Below are 15,427 nucleotides of genomic sequence, written 5' to 3' on the forward strand. Positions count from 1 at the left end.
TCCGCACGGCGGGCCCCTTCACGCCTGGGTCAGGCCCGGTCGCAGGCCTGCGCCCGCAGCGCGCGGGCCAGGTCGTCGCGGCACTCCAGGACCAGGCGGCGCAGCGCCGGCGCGGCCTGCGGGTGGCCGTCCAACCAGGCGTCGGCCTCGGCCAGGGTCTGCTCGCTGGTCTGCGCGCGCGGGAAGAACCCGCTGACGATCCGCATCGCGATCTCGATGGTCCGCTCGGCCCAGACCCGTTCCAGCAGCTTGAAGTAGGGCGCCGCGTAGAGCGCGGTCAGGTCGCGGTGGGCGGGCAGCGCGAAGCCCGCGATCTCGGCCTCGACCAGGGCGTTCGGCAGTTCGTCGGAGTCGACCACGGCCGACCAGGCGGCGGCCTTGGCCTCCGCGGTGGGCCGGGCGGCCAGGCACTGGGTGTACTGGCGCTTGCCGCTGGCGGTGTTGTCGGCGGCCAGCTCTCCGGCCAGTTCCTCGTCGCCGGCCTGGCCGGCGGCGGCCAGTGCCAGCCACAGCGACCATCGCAGCTCCTGGTCGACCTCCAGGCCGTCGATCCGGGCGCTGCCGGCCAGCAGGCCGCGGACCAGGCCGAGGTGCTCGGCGCCGCCCGCGGTCTGGGCGAGGAAGCGGGCCCAGGCCAGCTGGTGGTCGCTGCCGGGGACGGCCTCGCGCAGTTCGCGCAGGGCGCCGTCGGCCAGCTGCCGGCCGCCCTCGCCGCGCCAGGCCGGGTCGGCGTACAGGTCGACGGCGGTCTTGGCCTGGGCGTGCAGCGACTGCAGCACGCCGATGTTGCCCTCCTGGCCGGCGAAGCGCAGCACCAGGGCGACGTAGTCGCGGGCCGGCATCAGGCCGTCCCGGGTGAGGTTCCAGACGGCGGACCAGGCGAGTGCCCGGGCCAGCTCGTCGTGGATGTCGCCGAGGCCGGTGCGCAGGGTCTCCAGGGACTCGGAGTCGAAGCGGATCTTGCAGTAGGTGAGGTCGTCGTCGTTGAGCAGCACCAGCGCGGGGCGGGGGCGGCCGGCGGCCTCGGCGACGACGGTGCGGTTGCCGGTGACGTCGAGCTCGAACCGCTCGGTGCGCACCAGGGAGCCGTCGGCGTCCCGGTCGTAGAGGCCGATCGCGATCCGGTGCGGGCGCAGCACCGCCCCGTCCTGGAGGACGGCGAGTTCGGTGATCCGGCCCTCGGCGTCGGTGGTCACCTGCGGGGTGAGCGAGTCGACCCCGGCGGTCTGCAGCCAGGCGGCGGCCCAGGCCTTGAGGTCGCGGCCGCTGGTCTCCTCCAGGACGCCCAGCAGGTCGCCGAGTTCGGTGTTGCCGAAGGCGTGGCGCTTGAAGTAGCGGCGGGCGCCCTCGAAGAAGGCCTCGGAGCCGACGTACGCGACCAGCTGCTTGAGGACGGCGGCGCCCTTGGCGTAGGTGATGCCGTCGAAGTTGAGCTTGGCGTCCTCGAGGTCGCGGATGTCGGCGGTGATCGGGTGGGTGGTGGGGAGCTGGTCCTGCCGGTAGGCCCAGGCCTTGCGCTGGTTGGCGAAGGTGACCCAGGCGGAGGAGTACCGGGTGCGGGCGCCGATCAGGCCGTAGGAGCCCATGAAGTCGGCGAAGGACTCCTTCAGCCACAGGTCGTCCCACCAGCGCATGGTGACCAGGTCGCCGAACCACATGTGCGCCATCTCGTGCAGGATGACGTTGGCGCGGCCCTCGTAGGCGGCGTCGGTGACCTTTGAGCGGAAGACGAACTCCTCGCGGAAGGTGACGCAGCCGGGGTTCTCCATGGCGCCGATGTTGTACTCGGGGACGAACGCCTGGTCGTACTTGCCGAAGGGGTACGGGTAGTCGAACTCCTCGTGGAAGAAGTCGAGTCCGAGCTTGGTGACGCCGAGGATCTCGTCCGCGTCGAAGTACTGGGCGAGGGACTTGCGGCACATCGCGGAGAGCGGGATCTCCAGGGTGGTGCCGTCGGCGAGTTCGCGGCTGTAGTGGTCGCGGGCGACGTGGTAGGGGCCGGCCACGACGGCGGTGAGGTAGCTGGAGATCGGCTGGGTCGGCGCGAACTCCCAGGTGCGGGCGGCGCCTTCCTCGGTGACCTTGTCGTGGACGGCGTTGGACCAGACGTCCCAGGCGGCGGGGGCGGTGACGGTGAAGCCGAACGGGGCCTTCAGGTCGGGCTGTTCGAAGGTCGCGAAGACCCGGCGGGCGTCGGCCGGCTCGTAGTGGGTGTAGAGGTACGTCTCGCCGTCCACCGGGTCGGTGAAGCGGTGCAGGCCCTCGCCGGTGCGGCTGTAGGCGCAGTCCGCCTCGACGGTGAGGACGTTCTCGGCGGCGAGGCCGTCGACGTGCACCCGGGCGCCGTCGTAGGCGGTGGCCGGGTCGATCGCGCGGCCGTTGAGGGTGACGGCGTGGACGGCGGGGGCGAGCAGGTCGAGGAAGGTGTCGGCGCCGGGCCGGGAGCAGCGGAACGTGACGGTGGTGGTGGAGCGGAAGGTGGCGGCCTCCGGATCGGGGGCGGAGGTCACGTCCAGCCGGACCTGGTAGCCCTCCACGGCCAGGATGCTGGCCCGCTGCTGCGCTTCGTCGCGGCTCAGGTTCTTGCCCGGCACGGCGGTACTCCTTTGTCCGGCTCGCACGGTGGTGCGTCTGTGGGTGGTGCGGTCTCGGCGCGCGGTGTGCCGCGCCCCGCAGGGGCATCCTTTCACGCCCTCCCTCGCCGGTACCATTGCACAGGCCGTCCCGGCGGGGCCGGAATCAGCGGCGGCGGGCGGGTGTTGACGCGTGGGGGTGGCACGCCTGCCTGCCTCGTCATCACCTCACGAAGGACGACAGCCGTGACGACTGCCGCTGAGCGCAAGACCGCCGACTTCTGGTTCGACCCGGCCTGCCCGTGGGCGTGGATGACGTCCCGCTGGCTGATCGAGGTGCAGCAGTTGCGTCCGGTGGACGTGAACTGGCACGTGATGAGCCTGTCGGTGCTGAACGAGGACCGCGACCTCCCGGAGAACTACCGCGAGCTGCTGGACAACGCCTGGGGCGCGGTGCGGGTGTGCATCGCGGCCGCCCGGGAGCACGGCGACGAGGTGCTGGGCCGGCTTTACACCGAGCTGGGCCTGCGCTTCCACAACCAGGGCCTGCCGCAGAACCGGGAGACGGTCGAGGCGGCGCTGGTGGCCGCCGGGCTTCCCGTGGAGCTGGCGGACGCGGCCGGCACGGACGCGTACGACGAGGCCCTGCGCGCCTCGCACAAGGAGGGCATCACCCTGGTCGGCGAGGACGTCGGCACCCCGGTGATCGCGGTGGAGGGCGTGGACGGCGAGCGGGTCGCCTTCTTCGGCCCGGTGGTCACCCCGGCCCCGAAGGGCGAGGCCGCGGCCCGGCTCTGGGACGGCACCCTGCTGGTGGCCTCCACCCCGGGCTTCTACGAGATCAAGCGGACCCGTACGGCGGGCCCGTCCTTCGAGTAGCGCGGGGCGCGCGAAGGGCCCGGTACCGCAGCAGGCGGTACCGGGCCCTCGTGCGTGCCGGGGTCAGCGGGCGGCGGCCGCGTCCCGCCGCTGCTTGACCAGGCCGGCGGCGCTCAGCAGCGCGACCAGTACCCCGGCCGCGTACAGCTGCTGCCGGTTGCCCTCGGTGGTGGTCATCAGGGCGAGGATGCCGGTGACGGCGGCCATCGCGATCCAGGTCAGGTACGGGTAGCCCCACATCTTCACGGTGAGCAGTTCGGGCGCCTCGCGCTCCAGCCGGCGGCGCATCCGCAGCTGGACCAGGCAGATGAACAGCCAGACGACCAGGATGGCCACGCCGGTGGTGTTCATCAGCCAGGTGAAGACGGTCTCCGGCCAGAACTTGGCGGCCAGCACGGCGCCGAAGCCGAACAGGCAGGAGGCCAGCACGGCCCGGCGCGGCACCCCGCCGGAGATCTTGGCCAGCGCCCGGGGGCCCTGGCCGCGGCCGACCAGCGAGTACGCCATCCGGGAGGCGCCGTAGATGTTGGCGTTCATCGCGGAGAGCAGCGCGATCAGCACCACCACCTCCATGATCGTCCCGGCGCCGGTCACCCCGAGGTGCCGCAGCACGGTGACGTACGGGCCGTCGGTGACCACCGCCGGGTCCTTCCAGGAGACCAGGGTGACGACCAGGGCCATCGAGCCGATGTAGAAGATCGCGATCCGCCACACCGCCGTGCGCACCGCGTTGGCGACGTTCTTGCGGGGGTCGTCGGACTCGGCGGCGGCGATGGTGACGGTCTCCAGCCCGCCGTAGGCGAAGACCGAGGCGAGCAGGCCGACGATCAGCCCGCTGACCCCGGTGGGCAGGAAGCCGCCCTGGCCGGTCAGGTTGGTCGCGCCGGGGGCGCCGGGGCCGATCACCCCGGCGATGCCGAGCCCGCCGAGGACCAGGAAGGCGACGATCGCGGCGACCTTGATGGTGGCGAACCAGAACTCGAACTCGCCGAAGTTCTTCACCGCGGTCAGGTTGCTGGCGCAGAAGAAGACCATGAACAGGCCGACCCAGACCCAGGAGGAGACGCCCGGCACCCAGCCGTTGACGATCTTCCCGGCGGCGGTGGCCTCGGCGGCGACGCCGCAGCACAGCATCACCCAGTACATCCAGCCGGCCGTGATCCCGGCCCAGGGGCCGATCTCCTTCTCGGCGTGCACCGAGAACGACCCGGAGGCGGGGCGGGCGGCCGACATCTCGCCGAGCATCCGCATGATCAGCATGACCAGCAGGCCGGAGAGGGTGAACGCCAGGATGATCGCCGGACCGGCGGCGGCGATACCGGCGCCGGAGCCGACGAACAGGCCCGCGCCGATCACCCCGCCCAGCGCGATCATCGACAGGTGGCGCTGCTTGAGGCCGTGCGCGAGCTGCTGGCCGGTGGCCGGGGCACCGTCGGCGTCGGTGGTCCCGGACGCCTTGGGCGCGGAGGTGGGGGCCATAGGGCTGGATCCAGACTGTGCGGAATGCGGCATGAGCTGTCCAATATCCGGTGACACCTCTGTTCATGCCAAGAACGGGGACCCCGGGCCCACCATGCGGACCACGCGGTGACGGAACGGGTCCGACCGGTGACACGGCGTCGGTACGGGCCGGAATGGGCCGGTTCCGACAACGGTCGAGGGCGGGGCTTTGTCCGAAACCGTGGCGGTGGCGTAGTGGATCACCACGTAGGTTCACAGGTGTTCACTCACCTGAGCACCCCACAGGAGACCCCCGATGGCCACTGCCACCACCCCGATACCGCGCCGCGCCGTCCTCGCCGACCTGCTGCCCGCCGCCACCACCCGCCTCGGCGCCCAGGCCCGCGACCTGGCCCTGGTGGCCGGCGGCGCCGCCCTGACCGGCGTGGCCGCCCAGCTGTCGGTGAACATCCCCGGCTCGCCGGTGCCCGTCACCGGCCAGACCTTCGCCGCCCTGCTGGTCGGCACCGCGCTCGGCGCCCGCCGCGGCGTCGCCTCGCTCGCCCTCTACCTGCTGGCCGGCCTGGCGGGGATGCCCTGGTTCGCCGAGGGCACCTCCGGCTGGACGATGCCCTCGCTCGGCTACGTGCTCGGCTTCGTCCTGGCGGCCGGCCTGACCGGCGAGCTGGCCCGCCGCGGCGCCGACCGGACCCCGGTGAACACCGCCGGCACCATGGTCCTCGGCAGCCTCGCCATCTACGCGGTCGGCGTCCCGTACCTGGCCCTGTCGCTGCACGTCCCGCTCGCCCGGGCGGCCGAGCTCGGCCTCTACCCGTACCTGGTCGGCGACGCGCTGAAGGCCGTCCTCGCCGCAGGGGCCTTGCCGCTGGTCTGGAAGCTCGCCGCGAAGCGGTGAGCCCCCTGCCGGGCCCGGGCGCACGCGCATGCCACACTCATGGCATGCGCGTGTACCTGGGCTCAGACCATGCCGGATACGAACTGAAGAACCACCTCGTGGAGTGGCTCAAGGAGGCCGGCCACGAGCCGGTCGACTGTGGGCCGCACATCTACGACGCCGAGGACGACTACCCGCCGTTCTGCCTGCGCGCCGCCGAGCGCACCGCCGCCGACCCGGAGGCGCTGGGCGTCGTCATCGGCGGCTCGGGCAACGGTGAGGCGATCGCCGCCAACAAGGTCAAGGGCGTGCGGGCGGCGCTGGCCTGGAGCGAGCAGACCGCCGGGCTCGGCCGCGAGCACAACAACGCCAACGTGGTCTCCGTCGGCGGCCGCATGCACACGCTGGAGGAGGCCACCAAGTTCGTCGAGGTCTTCCTCAACACCCCCTACAGCGGCGAGCCGCGGCACACCCGCCGGATCGAGATGCTGAGCGAGTACGAGACCACCGGCGAGCTCCCGCCGATCCCGGCCCACCACCCGCAGGGCTGATCCCTCCCCCCGTCCACCCTCCGTCGGTCGGCCGCGTGCTCCACGCGGCCGGCCGCCGCCGTTCCCGGGCCCGTACGGCTGTGTCATCGGCCACAGGGCCGGGCGCGCCGACGCCGGTACGCGTGGGGCGCGTGCGCCGCCCGCGTGGTTCGTACGCCCAACCGGCGCACGCCTCCTGACGCCGCGCCCGCCGTCGCGGCGATCGGCCGAAACCGGCTGACGGACCCGCGCCACGGCACACCCGCTCGCGTCCGGCCCGTCGACGCCGGGCGGTGCCCGTGGATAGGGTCGGGCCCCATGGCTGGCAGACCGCCGGGCGCACCGCCCCAGACGACTGCGACGAGGCCCGGCGCCGCCACGGCGTCCGGACCCGTGACGGCCCGGTTGCGCAGGAGGCTCCGCCGGGTCCGCCGAAGGCTGCGCACGGCCGGTGTGGACTACTTCCGCGGCGGCGCCGCCGACTGGCCGGTGCTCTGCGCGCTCGCCCTGCTCGTCCCGCTGCTGATCCTGCTCAACATCTGGATCCCCGCCTGGGCCCCGCCCACCGCGCTGGTCCTGCCGATCCTGGCCGGCGCGCTGCTGCTGCGCCCCGGCAGCCTGGTGGTGCTGTACGCGCTGGCGGCGCTCGGCCTGTCCGCCGAGTCGGTGATCCACACCGGCCAGCGGGTGGCCAGCGAGAACCCCGAGGCCTACATCTACGGCGTCACCCCGGGCGCGGCCCTGGTGGTCGGCGCCGCCGGGGTGGGCGGCCTGCTGCTGGCCCAGTTCCGGGCCCGGGTCGGCGTGCCCTGGTGGGGCGGCTCGACCATGCTGTTCGACCTGCGCGAGCGGCTGCGGGTGCAGAGCCGGGTGCCGGAGCTGCCGGACGGCTGGCACGCCGACATGGCGCTGCGCCCGGCCGGCGGGCAGTCCTTCTCCGGGGACTTCGTGGTCGCCGCCCGCACCGGCCCGGGCCAGCGGCTGCTGGAGGTGGTCCTCGCGGACGTCTCCGGCAAGGGCATGGACGCCGGCTCCCGCGCGCTGCTGCTCTCCGGCGCCTTCGGCGGCCTGGTGGGCTCGCTGCCCGCGCACGACTTCCTGCCCGCCGCCAACGGCTACCTGCTGCGCCAGTCCTGGGAGGAGGGCTTCGCGACCGCCGTCCACCTGGTGCTGGACCTGGACACCGGCGAGTACGAGCTGCTGTCGGCCGGGCACCTGCCGGGGATGCAGCGGCTGGCGGGCGCCGGGCACTGGGAGGTCAAGGAGGCCGAGGGCCCGCTGCTCGGGATCTACGACGGCGCGAAGTTCGACGGCGTGCGCGGCCGGCTGAACCGCGGCGACGTGCTGATGCTGTGCACCGACGGCATGGTCGAGGAGCCGGGCCGGGACCTCTCCGAGGGGATGGACCGGCTGATGGGAGAGGCGGACCGGCTGGTGCCCGGCAGCGGTCCGGGCGCGGGGGCCGGTGCGGCGGCCGCGCTGATCGAGACGGTGGCCCGGGACATCAACGACGACCGCGCGGTCCTGCTGCTCTGGCGCGACTGACGCCCCCTCGGCCCGGCCGTCCGTCACCGGACGGACCGGCACATGCCGCGGGCACGTGCTGTCAAGCCGGGCAGCCGATCTTCGGCCAAATCGGCCGCCCCTTCGGCTGACCGGACCTGCGGCTTCCGTTACCCGCCCCCGGCCGCCTTCCGGCCGCTCAGCGCCGCCCCGCCGACGATTCGTCAGAACGGCTCCGCTATCGTCCCGGTCGGCGGAAACTCGTCTCGCATCGCAGGATATCGGCGTTGGGCTGACTGTCAGACCTTTACGCAATCGGCACGGTCGACCACACTGAGTCCGGGCGGGACTGTTCAGGATTCGGGGGATGGGGGGCGTCACGTGCGGCACGGCAGACAACGTTCGACCGCGCCGGGCTCCCTCGCCGGTGGTGTGCCGGTCGATCCGCGATTCCGCCTCGGGACCGTCGGACAGGCCGGGGTCCGGCTTCGCAGGTGCCGCCGGGCGGCGGCACCACGCTATGAAACGAGGAAGTGAGTCCGGGTGGCACTCTCCGTCTCCGCGCTGGTCCTGTTCGCAATCCTGTGCATCATCTTCATCCGCAACAAGCAGCTGAAGATCGCGCACGGCATCATCGCCGCCCTGTTCGGCTTCATGCTGCACGAGACCACGGTCGCGGGCTCGATCAACTCCCTGCTGGCGAACCTCGCCCACAGCATCTCGGGCATCACCGGCGGCTGACCCGGCCGGGCCGTCCGCGACCCCCGCGAGGGGATCACCGGCCGGCCCGTCTGGCCTCCCGCCAGCGAGCGAACAGTCCCCGGGGGCGGGCCGCCGCCTGGGCGGGGGCGCGCATCGGCGCGGGTGCCGCGGCACCCGCCGCGGCGGCCTGCCCCGGCGCCGCCGAATCGGCCGTCAACAGCACGAACAGCCGCGCCCAGCACAGTCGTTCGCCCCGCGGCCAGTCCATCGCGCGCAGCGCCGCTGACGCGGCCTCCGACACCTCGCCGTCGACCCGGACCTCGGCGACGTCGTCGCCCGCCTTCCCGCCCAGGAAGAGCTTCACCCCGACCGGACCCGGCCCGGCCAGCTGCGGCCGCAGCGCGGGCGCGAGCGCCGGCAGCACCCGGTGCTCGGCGAGCCAGCCCGCCAGGTGCTCGTTGCCGAAGCCGAACACCGCCGCCGGCCCCTGGACGGCGTGCCAGCCCGGGAGTTCGGCGTGGTCCGCGTGGTCGGCGTGCACTCCGCGCCCGTCCGTCAGCTCGACCAGCACCGAGGCGGTGGTGGTCGCCCACATCTTCACCGCGTTGGCGAGCTTCTCCTCCTCGGTCTTGCCGAGGCCGGCCGCGCAGTCCCACACCACCGGCGCGTCCGCCCGGCCCAGGTGCAGCACGTAGCCGAGGTCGACGTGGCCGGCGCCGTCGTTCCCGGGGTGCTCGCGCACCGCCACCGCCGTCGTCCCCGGGCCGCGCACCACCTCGCCGTCGGCGCTGAACTCCTGTCCGAGGCGTGCCATCTCCCGGACGACACAGCGCTGTATGACGGCCAGCCGCTCCTGGGGACGCACCGGGACTCCTCCACCTCGGAGCGCGGCGGGTGAGCTCCCGCTCGAACTGCGCTCGAACGCCGCCGAGGCTATCGGCCCGGCAGCCAGGCGGGAAACCGTCCGGCCTCCCCGGTTCTCCAGTCGCGGAAATGTCTGGAATGCACCACTTTGGGAAGCGGAACCGCCCTGTGGCCGCCGGCCGGGGCCCTGCCGCCCGCCTGGAGAGCCCGCATGACCCGCACCACCCCGACACCCCCTCCGTCGCTCCTGACGGCCCCTCCGGCGCCCCTTCCGCCCCTCCTGGCGGGTCCGGACGGCTCCGGCCTGGCCGCCGAGATCGAGGCCTACCTCGCCTCGCTGCCCGCCCCCGCGCGCCGCCCGGTGCCGTACGTCTGCCCCCACGGCACCGCCGTGCGGCCGTGGTGCGCCGGCCACCCGGCGCCCCGGGTCACCCTGCTCGACCGGGCGCTGCGCCGCCCGGCCCGCCCGGTGCCGGTCAGCGCCGCCGACCACCTGCGGCTCGCCTCCCGCTACATCGGCGCCCACGGCTGGCTGCAGGGCGCGATGTGGGACGCACGCGGCCGGGTCTGCCTGCTCGGCGCCCAGGCCGCCGTCCTCGCGCACGGCTACGGCACCCCGGCCACCGTGCGCACCGCCCGGGTCCAGCTGATGGAGGTGCTGCACGCGACCGGCCGCCCGGCGCACTCCCCGGACGAGTACAACGACCGCCCCGCCACCCGGGAAGCCGACGTCCACCGGCTGCTCGACCGGGCGGCCGCCCGGGCCGCCCGGCTCGGACTCTGAACCGGCCCGTCCGGCCTCGCGGGGCCGGGCGGACCGCCCGGAAACGCCAACGGCCCCGGTGCGTGGAGACGCACCGGGGCCGGGCCGATGAGCGGGCGACGAGAATCGAACTCGCGTGACTAGTTTGGAAGACTAGGGCTCTACCATTGAGCTACGCCCGCGCGATCCCCCGGTCGTTGCCGGCCGGAAGTTCGGGGGACAGCGTACCTGGTCCGGTCGCTTCCGCGCACACCGGATTCTGCGCGCGCTCCCTCGGACCGCCCCCGAATATGTCGGCGAGCCGCCAGGGCCCGACGTGTACGCTTCCTCTCGGCACCACGGGGTGTGGCGCAGTTTGGTAGCGCGTCCGCTTTGGGAGCGGAAGGCCGTCGGTTCGAATCCGGTCACCCCGACAGTGCGGCAGGGTCTCGTCCACCGTGGCGGGGCCCTGTTCTGTTCGGGCCCGACGGTGGCGCCTGGCGTCCGCCTTTCGTGGTACCGGTAGGATGGGGCGCTGGCGGTAGTCCCTGCGGTGTCAACCCAGGTCAACCGCACGAGGGCGAGGAGTCACTCTCACCGTCCACCCCCCCACGGGAGATGCAGCTCCAACCCTTCATCGCCCGTCTCGCCCGACCCATTCGTACGGCCTCGGCCGGCGGCCGGGAACGGCGGAGGCAACCTGACCGCAAGCCCATAGGAGACCTAACCGTGAAGAGCGCCGTCGAGACTCTGAACCCGACCCGGGTTCGACTCACCGTCGAGGTGCCCTTCGAGGAGCTCAAGCCCAGCCTCGACGCGGCGTACAAGAAGATCAACCAGCAGGTCTCGGTCCCGGGCTTCCGCAAGGGCAAGATCCCGAACCGGGTCATCGACCAGCGCTTCGGCCGTGGCGCCGTGCTGGAGGAGGCCGTCAACGACGCCCTCCCGCGCTTCTACACGCAGGCCGTCGACGAGGGCAAGATCGAGGTCCTCGGACAGCCCGACATCACCAACATCGAGGGTGTCGAGAAGCTCGCCGATGGCGGCGACCTGAAGTTCACCGCCGAGGTGGACATCCGTCCGGAGATCACCCTCCCGGACTTCGCCTCCATCGAGGTGACCGTCGACCCGATCGTCGTCTCCGACGAGGACATCGAGAAGTCCCTGGAGCAGCTGCGCGAGCGCTTCTCCTCGGTCAAGGACGTCGAGCGTGCCGCGGCCGCCGGCGACATCGTGGTCGTGGACCTGATCGCCAAGGTCGACGGCGAGGTGCCGGAGGACGGCACCGCCAACGGCGTCAGCTACGAGATCGGCTCGGGCCGCCTGATCGACGGCATCGACGACGCCGTGACCGGCCTGGAGGCCGGTGGCACCGCCACCTTCTCCACCGAGCTCAAGGGTGGCACCCAGGCGGGCCAGACCTCCGAGGTCACCGTCACCGTCACCGCCGTCCAGGAGAAGGAGCTGCCCGAGCTGGACGACGAGTTCGCCCAGCTGGCCAGCGAGTTCGACACCCTGGAGGCCCTGCGCGACGACTCCCGCAAGCGCCTGGAGCGCATGAAGGAGTACGACCAGGCGACCCAGGCCCAGGAGAAGGTGCTGGACGCCCTGCTCGGCCTGGTCGAGATCGAGTTCCCGGAGAAGCTCCTCAAGGACGAGGTCGAGACCCGCAAGCACAACCTGGAGCACCACCAGCTCCAGCCGATGGGCCTCGACATCGACAGCTACCTGGAGACCCAGGGCAAGTCCCGCGAGGAGTGGGACGCCGAGATCGAGGAGCAGGCGAAGAAGGGCATCAAGACCCAGTTCGTCCTGGACCAGATCGTCGCCGACGAAGAGCTGGGTGTTAACCAGGAGGAGCTGACCGAGCACCTCATCCGCCGCGCCGCCGGCTCGGGTCTCACCCCGGACCAGTTCGCGCAGCAGGTCGTCCAGGGTGGCCAGGTGCCGCTGCTGGTCGGCGAGGTCGCCCGCGGCAAGGCGCTGGCCACCGTGGTCGAGGCCGCCAAGGTCGTCGACACCGAGGGCAACGAGGTCAACTTCGACGACGAGGACGAGACGGCCGAGACCGTCGAGGCCCCCGCCGCCGAGGAGACCGCCGCCGAGGAGAAGACCGAGGCCTGAGTGCCCCGGTAACCCCTGAGGTCTGCGACGGGCCCGGACGCCGTACGGTGTCCGGGCCCGTCGTCGTCCCCCGGGGCGGGCCCGACCCTGCGCTCACAGCGAACAGTTCTGCGTGAGGGATTCTGCGGCCCGGCCTGCGCGTTAGGGTCCTTGGACAGCACCAATCACACCGTGATACCCGGAAGCTGTGCGACATCGTGACGGCCGTGGAGCGACCGTCCAAATCGACTGAGCAGGTGGCTAAGTGACGTTCCCGCAGATGCAGATGCCTGGCCCGATGGCGCCGCACGCCGCCTCTGGTGACGTGCTCGGCGGCCTGGGCGACCAGGTGTACAACCGGCTGCTCAACGAGCGGATCATCTTCCTCGGCCAGCAGGTCGACGACGACATCGCCAACAAGATCACCGCCCAGCTGCTGCTGCTGGCCGCGGACCCGGAAAAGGACATCTTCCTTTACATCAACTCCCCGGGCGGTTCGATCTCGGCGGGCATGGCGATCTACGACACCATGCAGTACATCAAGAACGACGTCGTCACCATCGCGATGGGCATGGCGGCCTCGATGGGCCAGTTCCTGCTGACCGCCGGCGCCAAGGGCAAGCGCTTCTCGCTGCCGAACGCCAACATCCTCATGCACCAGCCGTCCGCCGGCCTCGGCGGCTCCGCCACCGACATCCGCATCCAGGCCGAGCAGCTGCTGCGCACCAAGAAGCGGATGTCCGAGCTGATCGCCTTCCACAGCGGCCAGTCCTTCGAGCAGATCACCAGGGACTCCGACCGCGACCGCTGGTTCGCGCCGGAGGAGGCCCTGGAGTACGGCCTGATCGACGCGATCATGCACAGCGCCGCGGACGTTCCCGGCGGCGGCGGCACGGGCGCCTGAGCCTCGGCCCGGCCCACGAGACCACAGCCACAACGCCCCGGAGGACAAGAACCCCCATGATCATCCCCAGCCTGTCGGCCGCCCAGGCCCGCGTCGAGGACATGCGCGCCGAGGGTCGCTACATCGTCCCGCGCTTCGTCGAGCGCACCACGCAGGGCATCCGCGAGTACGACCCGTACGCCAAGCTGTTCGAGGAGCGCATCATCTTCCTCGGCTCGCAGGTCGACGACGTCTCGGCGAACGACATCATGGCGCAGCTGCTGTGCCTGGAGTCGATGGACCCGGACCGCGAGATCCAGATGTACATCAACTCGCCCGGCGGCTCGTTCACGGCCCTGACGGCCATCTACGACACCATGCAGTACGTGAAGCCGGACATCACCACGGTCTGCATGGGCCAGGCGGCCTCCGCCGCGGCCGTGCTGCTCGCCGCCGGCACCCCCGGCAAGCGGATGGCGCTGCCGAACGCCCGCATCCTGATCCACCAGCCGTACACCGAGACCGGCCGCGGCCAGGTGTCCGACCTGGAGATCCAGGCCAAGGAGATCTTCCGGATGCGCGAGCAGCTGGAGCAGATGCTCTCCAAGCACTCCAACAAGCCGGTGGAGCAGGTGCGCGAGGACATCGAGCGCGACAAGATCCTCACCGCCGAGGAGGCCCTGGAGTACGGCCTCGTCGACCAGATCATCTCCACCCGCAAGACCTCGCTGACCTCCTGAGGCCGGCACCGTCCGAGGCGGGGCGCGCATCCTGCGTGCGCGCTCCGCTCCGGGTCGTCGGCGGCCTCCGCAACGGCATCTGTTCGGTATCAATTCGCCCAGGGCGTAGGGCAGACCCGGCGAAGAGGACGGAATCAGGGGCCCGGCAGAGTACCGTCGGATAGCGAGACCGATCGCCGTCGGCGTTGACGGTCCACAGCACCAGGCCCCGGAACTTCTGCGGGGCCCCTGGCGAAGGGGAAGCACCTCGTGGCACGCATCGGAGACGGTGGCGACCTGCTCAAGTGCTCGTTCTGCGGCAAGTCGCAGAAGCAGGTGAAGAAGCTGATCGCCGGCCCAGGCGTGTACATCTGCGACGAGTGCATCGACCTGTGCAACGAGATCATCGAGGAGGAACTCGCCGAGACCTCCGAGGTGCGCTTCGAGGAGCTGCCGAAGCCGCGGGAGATCTACGAGTTCCTGGACCAGTACGTGGTCGGCCAGGACCTCGCCAAGAAGGCGCTGTCGGTGGCGGTCTACAACCACTACAAGCGCGTCCAGGCCGGCGAGGCGGGCCGCAGCGGCGGCAACGGCCGCGAGGACGCCATCGAGCTGGCCAAGTCCAACATCCTGCTGCTGGGCCCCACCGGCTCCGGCAAGACGCTGCTGGCGCAGACCCTGGCCCGGATGCTCAACGTGCCGTTCGCGATCGCGGACGCCACCGCGCTGACCGAGGCCGGGTACGTCGGCGAGGACGTCGAGAACATCCTGCTCAAGCTGATCCAGGCGGCCGACTACGACGTCAAGAAGGCCGAGACCGGGATCATCTACATCGACGAGATCGACAAGGTCGCGCGCAAGAGCGAGAACCCGTCGATCACCCGGGACGTCTCCGGCGAGGGCGTGCAGCAGGCGCTGCTGAAGATCCTGGAGGGCACCACCGCCTCGGTGCCGCCGCAGGGCGGGCGCAAGCACCCGCACCAGGAGTTCATCCAGATCGACACCACCAACGTGCTGTTCATCGTCGGCGGCGCGTTCGCCGGCCTGGAGCGGATCATCGAGGGCCGGGCCGGCGCCAAGGGCATCGGCTTCGGCGCCAACATCCGCTCCAAGCGGGAGTCGGACGCCAGCGACCACTTCCGCCAGGTGATGCCCGAGGACCTGGTGAAGTTCGGCATGATCCCCGAGTTCATCGGCCGGCTGCCGGTGATCACCAGCGTGCACAACCTGGACCGCGAGGCGCTCCTGCAGATCCTCACCGAGCCGAAGAACGCGCTGGTCAAGCAGTACCGCAAGCTCTTCGAACTGGACGGCGTGGAGCTGGAGTTCTCCCGGGACGCGCTGGAGGCGATCGCCGACCAGGCGATCCTGCGCGGCACCGGCGCGCGCGGCCTGCGGGCCATCATGGAGGAGGTGCTGATGTCCGTGATGTACGAGGTGCCCTCGCGTCAGGACGTCGCCCGCGTGGTGGTCACCGGGGACGTGGTCTCCAAGCACGCCATCCCCACCCTCGTCCCGCGCGACATGATCAAGCGCGAGCGGCGCGAGAAGAGCGCCTGACCCGCGCCCGCCATGTCCGAAAGGGCCCCGCACC

At 71.8% G+C, this 15,427-nt stretch carries 13 protein-coding genes and 2 tRNA genes; 11 read left to right on the plus strand and 4 right to left on the minus strand.

Features of this window, described 5'->3' with window-relative positions:
- Positions 1 to 29: 29 nt before the first annotated feature.
- Positions 30 to 2,594 carry an aminopeptidase N gene (gene pepN, locus ACIP37_RS06955; protein WP_363586435.1) on the minus strand — a complete coding sequence of 855 codons (2,565 nt, stop codon included), beginning with the start codon at positions 2,592 to 2,594 and terminating at the stop codon, positions 30 to 32.
- Positions 2,595 to 2,819: 225 nt separating this feature from the next.
- On the opposite strand from pepN, the gene ACIP37_RS06960 reads away from it, so the two are divergent.
- Positions 2,820 to 3,452, plus strand: a complete 633-nt coding sequence (locus tag ACIP37_RS06960; RefSeq protein ID WP_400805330.1) for a disulfide bond formation protein DsbA — start codon at positions 2,820 to 2,822, stop codon at positions 3,450 to 3,452.
- 63 nt (positions 3,453 to 3,515) lie between these two features.
- On the opposite strand, the gene ACIP37_RS06965 is transcribed toward ACIP37_RS06960, so the two are convergent.
- Positions 3,516 to 4,931: an amino acid permease gene (locus tag ACIP37_RS06965; protein ID WP_400805332.1), complete on the minus strand. Its 1,416-nt coding sequence runs from the start codon at positions 4,929 to 4,931 to the stop codon at positions 3,516 to 3,518.
- A 277-nt stretch (positions 4,932 to 5,208) separates the two neighbouring features.
- On the opposite strand from ACIP37_RS06965, the gene ACIP37_RS06970 reads away from it, so the two are divergent.
- The 4 genes from ACIP37_RS06970 to ACIP37_RS06985 all read left to right on the plus strand — a co-directional run bounded on the left by ACIP37_RS06970 (position 5,209) and on the right by ACIP37_RS06985 (position 8,561).
- The gene (locus ACIP37_RS06970) at positions 5,209 to 5,808 is read left to right on the plus strand and encodes a biotin transporter BioY (protein ID WP_400805334.1); all 600 of its coding nucleotides are present in this window, start codon (positions 5,209 to 5,211) and stop codon (positions 5,806 to 5,808) included.
- Between the two features lie 44 nt (positions 5,809 to 5,852).
- Positions 5,853 to 6,338 (plus strand): ribose-5-phosphate isomerase, encoded by a 486-nt coding sequence (locus ACIP37_RS06975; RefSeq protein ID WP_063347575.1) that lies wholly within the window; start codon positions 5,853 to 5,855, stop codon positions 6,336 to 6,338.
- Positions 6,339 to 6,770: 432 nt separating this feature from the next.
- Positions 6,771 to 7,862, plus strand: coding sequence for a PP2C family protein-serine/threonine phosphatase (locus ACIP37_RS06980; protein ID WP_400805335.1), 1,092 nt, complete (start codon positions 6,771 to 6,773; stop codon positions 7,860 to 7,862).
- Between the two features lie 501 nt (positions 7,863 to 8,363).
- Entirely contained in the window at positions 8,364 to 8,561 is a 198-nt protein-coding gene (locus tag ACIP37_RS06985) for a hypothetical protein (protein WP_063347574.1), read from the plus strand.
- 34 nt (positions 8,562 to 8,595) lie between these two features.
- Here the strand turns inward: ACIP37_RS06985 and ACIP37_RS06990 are convergent, their stop codons facing one another.
- A complete protein-coding gene (locus ACIP37_RS06990; protein ID WP_400805337.1) occupies positions 8,596 to 9,387 on the minus strand; it encodes a DUF6348 family protein in 792 nt (263 codons plus the stop codon).
- 210 nt (positions 9,388 to 9,597) lie between these two features.
- Between ACIP37_RS06990 and ACIP37_RS06995 the strand changes: the two genes are divergently transcribed.
- A complete protein-coding gene (locus ACIP37_RS06995; protein WP_400805339.1) occupies positions 9,598 to 10,170 on the plus strand; it encodes a hypothetical protein in 573 nt (190 codons plus the stop codon).
- A gap of 90 nt (positions 10,171 to 10,260) precedes the next feature.
- Here the strand turns inward: ACIP37_RS06995 and ACIP37_RS07000 are convergent.
- Positions 10,261 to 10,331: transfer RNA gene (locus ACIP37_RS07000), tRNA-Gly, on the minus strand.
- 157 nt (positions 10,332 to 10,488) lie between these two features.
- Between ACIP37_RS07000 and ACIP37_RS07005 the strand changes: the two genes are divergently transcribed.
- The 5 genes from ACIP37_RS07005 (at position 10,489) to clpX (ending at position 15,393) form a co-directional block, all read left to right on the plus strand.
- Positions 10,489 to 10,562, plus strand: a tRNA-Pro gene (locus ACIP37_RS07005).
- Positions 10,563 to 10,857: 295 nt separating this feature from the next.
- On the plus strand, positions 10,858 to 12,252 hold the full coding sequence (tig, locus tag ACIP37_RS07010) for a trigger factor (RefSeq protein WP_063347571.1): 1,395 nt from the start codon (positions 10,858 to 10,860) through the stop codon (positions 12,250 to 12,252).
- Positions 12,253 to 12,517: 265 nt separating this feature from the next.
- Positions 12,518 to 13,135, plus strand: coding sequence for an ATP-dependent Clp protease proteolytic subunit (locus ACIP37_RS07015; protein WP_063351100.1), 618 nt, complete (start codon positions 12,518 to 12,520; stop codon positions 13,133 to 13,135).
- 56 nt (positions 13,136 to 13,191) lie between these two features.
- A complete protein-coding gene (locus ACIP37_RS07020) occupies positions 13,192 to 13,854 on the plus strand; it encodes an ATP-dependent Clp protease proteolytic subunit (RefSeq protein ID WP_063347570.1) in 663 nt (220 codons plus the stop codon).
- Between the two features lie 249 nt (positions 13,855 to 14,103).
- Positions 14,104 to 15,393: an ATP-dependent Clp protease ATP-binding subunit ClpX gene (clpX, locus tag ACIP37_RS07025; RefSeq protein WP_063347569.1), complete on the plus strand. Its 1,290-nt coding sequence runs from the start codon at positions 14,104 to 14,106 to the stop codon at positions 15,391 to 15,393.
- The last annotated feature ends 34 nt before the right edge of the window (positions 15,394 to 15,427 follow it).

This window comes from Kitasatospora sp. NPDC088861 (assembly GCF_044750105.1).
In the GTDB taxonomy this organism is placed as follows: domain Bacteria; phylum Actinomycetota; class Actinomycetes; order Streptomycetales; family Streptomycetaceae; genus Kitasatospora.